Genomic DNA, 2,066 nt, shown 5'->3' with positions numbered 1-2,066 from the left:
GCCGTCTGCGAACCCGGAGCGCCCAACGCGGAAACGCTGGTGGAACTCCTTGCCCCGGAGGGCCTATACCGGCTGACCCCGCGCACCGGGCGCACCCACCAGCTGCGCGTGCACATGGCCGCCCTTGGCGTGCCTATCTACGGAGACCCGTTGTACCCCAACATCATTGACGTGCCGGCCGATGACTTCAGCACGCCGCTGCGGCTGCTGGCGCAGCGCATCGAATTCGACGATCCGGTGACGGGGGGTCGCCGCGAATTCGTCAGCCGGCGATCGCTGGGCTGATTTGTCGCTCGGTTTGTCGGACGCCGATGGCTTGCCGGGCGCTCGTTCTGGGTGGACAGTCGTACTGAATCCTCGAACGCTACGGAGGCGCCGATGGAAATCGTGCCGTCGGGCCTGGGCTTCGCGGCGGAAATATGCGGAGTCAGCATCCAGGACGTCGCGGCATCGGAGGCCGCGTACGCGGCGGTACGGGCAGCGTTCGAGGAGCACTCAGTCCTGGTGTTCCGCGATCAGGACGTCACCGATGAAGCGCAGCTTGCCTTCTCCCGCCGCTTCGGCCCCCTCGAGGTCACCAAGGTCGGTTCGGAGGGTCATGGCACCAACCTCGTGATCCTCAAGACCCTCGACGAGGCGGGCAACGTCGTGCCCGAAGGCCACCGACTTGCCCTCGAGAACAAGGCCAACCAGCTCTGGCATACCGACAGCTCGTTCAAGCGCGTGCCGGCGCTCGCTTCGGTGTTGTCGTCGCGCGTCATTCCGGGGCAGGGAGGTGAGACCGAGTATGTCTCCACCCGCCTCGCCTTCGAACGCCTCGATCGCGCGTTGCAACGGCGGCTGGAAGATTGCTTCGCCTGGCACGAGTACGCCTATTCGCGCGGCAAGATCGCGGCCGACCTGGCCGGCCCGGCCGAGCGTGCGGCGCTGCCGCCGCAATGCTGGCGTCTGGTGTGGCGAAACCCGGCCAATGGCCGCAAGGCGCTGTATCTGGCCTCGCACGCGTACGCGATCGAAGGCATGGAGCAAGAGGCGGCGCGGGAGCTGATCGCCGACCTGACGGAGGCGGCGGTTGCCCGTGAGGCCCGCTATGTGCACTCATGGCGCGAGGGCGACGTGGTGGTGTGGGACAACCGCGCCGTCATGCATCGCGGCCGGCCGTGGCCGGCGAGGCAGCCGCGCTTCATGGTTCGGAGCACCATTTCCGCGACGGCCGCGGACGGGCTGGAGACCATGCGGTTGTCGTAGCCTGGTGCCATAATCGAATGTATGTTCGATACCAGGGTTTCGTCGCCGGAGGTGCTTGCCGAGTTCGACGAGCACTTCGAGCGGCGCTATCCGTCGCGGACGGAGGAGTCGGCGGCGATGCTTGCCGAGGCCGGCGGGTGTGTGCGGGCGGAGAATCGAGCGGTGGCCGGGCAGCTGGCGGCGATCGGAAGCCTGTTTGCTCATCGGTTGTCGCGGTGCGCCGAGACTGAGGAGTGGGCGGTGGACACTGAGGCGGCGGTGGCCGCGGAGGTGGCCGCGGAGTTGCGGATCGGTCAGGGGTTGGCGGCCAGTCGGGTGCGGTATGCGCGGGCGCTGCGCGAGCGGTTGCCGCGGGTGGCGGCGGTGTTCGCCGCCGGGGCCATCGATTTTCGGATGGTGCAGACGCTGGTGTTTCGCACCGATCTGATCACCGATCGCGACGTGTTGGCGGCCGTGGATGGGCAGTTGGCCGCGCAGGTGGCCCGGTGGCCATCGCTGACCCCGGCCCGGTCGGGCGCTCAGGTTGACCGAATCGTCGCGAAGGCTGATGCGGATGCGGTGCGCCGGCGCCGGGACCGGGCGGCGGGCCGCGAGGTGTGGATCGGGGATATGGGCGATGGGTTGGCGCGCCTCGAGGGGGTCCTGTTCAGCTCGGATGCCCGCGCACTCGAGAAGCGGTTGGATGCGGTGGCGGCCACGGTGTGTGCGCATGATCCGCGCAGCCGTGAGCAGCGCCGTGCTGATGCGTTGGGGGTGCTGGCCGCGGGCGCGGATCGGCTGGGCTGTCGGTGTGGGCGCCCCGACTGCGCGGCGGGCGC

The 2,066-nt window shown here is 69.0% G+C and carries 2 protein-coding genes and 1 pseudogene; all 3 read left to right on the top strand.

Annotated features, from left to right (window positions below; genetic code table 11):
- Window positions 1–285 (top strand): annotated as a pseudogene (locus tag A5711_RS02960) (pseudouridine synthase); the annotation flags it as partial.
- 93 nt (window positions 286–378) lie between these two features.
- Window positions 379–1,248: a TauD/TfdA family dioxygenase gene (locus A5711_RS02955; RefSeq protein WP_067943916.1), complete on the top strand. Its 870-nt coding sequence runs from the start codon at window positions 379–381 to the stop codon at window positions 1,246–1,248.
- Between the two features lie 21 nt (window positions 1,249–1,269).
- Window positions 1,270–2,066: DUF222 domain-containing protein (locus A5711_RS02950; protein WP_156744752.1), on the top strand; the 797-nt coding region annotated here is incomplete at its 3' end.

It is taken from the genome of Mycobacterium sp. E2238 (genome assembly GCF_001672665.1).
GTDB lineage: Bacteria > Actinomycetota > Actinomycetes > Mycobacteriales > Mycobacteriaceae > Mycobacterium.
Note: the sequence above shows the minus strand (reverse complement) of the source record. Positions and strands in the feature narration are given on the sequence as shown.